This is a genomic window from Burkholderia sp. WSM2230 (genome assembly GCF_000472445.1).
In the GTDB taxonomy this organism is placed as follows: Bacteria; Pseudomonadota; Gammaproteobacteria; order Burkholderiales; family Burkholderiaceae; genus Paraburkholderia.
The window spans coordinates 1-1,609 of record NZ_AXAJ01000031.1 but is presented as its reverse complement, the minus strand read 5'-3'; the positions used below and the strand labels follow the sequence as shown (position 1 = coordinate 1,609).

The following is a 1,609-nucleotide window of genomic DNA, read 5'->3' as shown; positions in this document are numbered from 1 at the left end:
GCGAACCGCATCGGCGACTTCTTCGCTTCGATGCCGGATCACGATGAAGCCGTCGCGGGCGTGGCCGACCATATCCGCCGCTTCTGGGAGCCGCGTATGCGGCGCGCGCTGCTGGCGTCGCTCGATACATCGAACGAAGCGTCGTTGTGCCAGATAGTACGAGAGGCACTGCTCGGCTACCGCGTTCAACTGACACCGGCTGGAACATAGCCCCGGGCCGTCGGTGTGGTCGGGCAAAAAACGTGAGAGGACATTCCGTAACGGCGTTAGAGCTAGCAGAACAAAAGCCGACATTGATGTCCATGTCGGCTCGATACCATTCGTAAATCAAGATCGGAGACGCAGATGAAAATCTGTATTTATGGCGCCGGAGCAATCGGTGCCTACCTTGGCGCGCAGCTCGCATTGGCAGGTGCAGATGTCAGTTTTGTCGCGCGTGGCGCGCACCTCGCTGCCATGCAGGCGAATGGGGTGCGTCTGCAGATCGATGGAGGGGAGCGTGTCGCCCAGATACGTTGTGTGGCCGATCCGCAGGAACTTGGGGTGCAGGATTATGTCGTCGTTGCGCTGAAGGCGCACTCAGTGCCAGGAGTGGTGGGCGCGATGCAGCCCCTGCTAGGACCCAACACAGCGATTGTTACTGCGGTAAACGGGATTCCGTATTGGTATTTCTACAAGCACGGCGGGGAATTTGCCGGCACCGTGCTTAGCAGCATCGACCCGGACGGCAGCCAGTGGAACTTGCTTCGGCCTGAGCGTGCAATCGGCTGCGTGGTGTATCCGGCGGCTGAAATTGTCGAGCCAGGGGTGATTCGCCACGTATACGGCAAGAAGTTTCCGATTGGAGAGCCGAGCGGCGAACGCACAGCGCGAATCGAGAAATTGCATGAACTGATGGTGTCTGCGGGCCTGGACGCGCCGATTCGCGACAACATTCGCGACGAGATCTGGCTTAAGTTGTGGGGCAATCTCTGTTTTAACCCGATTAGCGCGCTGGCGCACGCGACGCTGGACGTCATAACAAACGACACGGCGACGCGTGCGGTATCACGAGCCATGATGATGGAAGCCAAATCGATCGGCGACCGCTTTGGCGTCCATTTTCGCGTCGATGTCGAGAAGCGTATCGACGGCGCGGGCGCGGTTGGCGCACATAAGACGTCGATGCTGCAGGACCTCGAAGCCGGCCGCCCAATGGAGATCGATCCGCTGCTCACCGTCGTCCACGAAATGGGCAGGCTCGTGGAACAGGCAACGCCGACAATTGATACGGTGCTTGCGCTAGTGAAATTGCGTGAACGCATTGCTCAGCAAGCGCCGGCGCCCAGGTTAGCTGTCCAGTAGTCAAATATCCGATGACCAGAGTCGCAGCCCAGCGGCTTGCGAGCAGCGGCTGGCTGAAACGACGAATAGCAAGGTGGCGCTCGCGATCGAACGGTCCACAAGCCGCAGTCGTGACTGTCGAAGCTATGTCCGTCCCGTAGTGGATGCGCGATCACATCGGAAACCTGAACAAAGGGTCAATCCAACTCTCAGACTGAAGGGAATCACGCATGAAGATTCACGAGTACCAGGGTAAGGAAATCCTGCGGAAATTCGGCGTCGCGGT

General features: G+C 58.9%; 2 protein-coding genes. Both read left to right on the top strand.

Annotation, left to right across the window (positions count from 1 at the left end; translation table 11 throughout):
• Positions 1 to 210, top strand: a 210-nt coding sequence (locus tag A3AC_RS29630; RefSeq protein WP_035476109.1) for a formate dehydrogenase subunit delta, incomplete at its 5' end; no start/stop codon positions are given.
• Positions 211 to 345: 135 nt separating this feature from the next.
• Positions 346 to 1,344 carry a 2-dehydropantoate 2-reductase gene (locus A3AC_RS0128895; protein ID WP_025603109.1) on the top strand — a complete coding sequence of 333 codons (999 nt, stop codon included), beginning with the start codon at positions 346 to 348 and terminating at the stop codon, positions 1,342 to 1,344.
• Positions 1,345 to 1,609: the final 265 nt, after the last annotated feature.

Excerpts from the sequence above, each read along its gene's own strand:
- A3AC_RS0128895 (WP_025603109.1), top strand. The coding sequence starts at position 346 with ATGAAAATCTGTATTTATGGCGCCGGAGCAATCGGTGCCTACCTTGGC.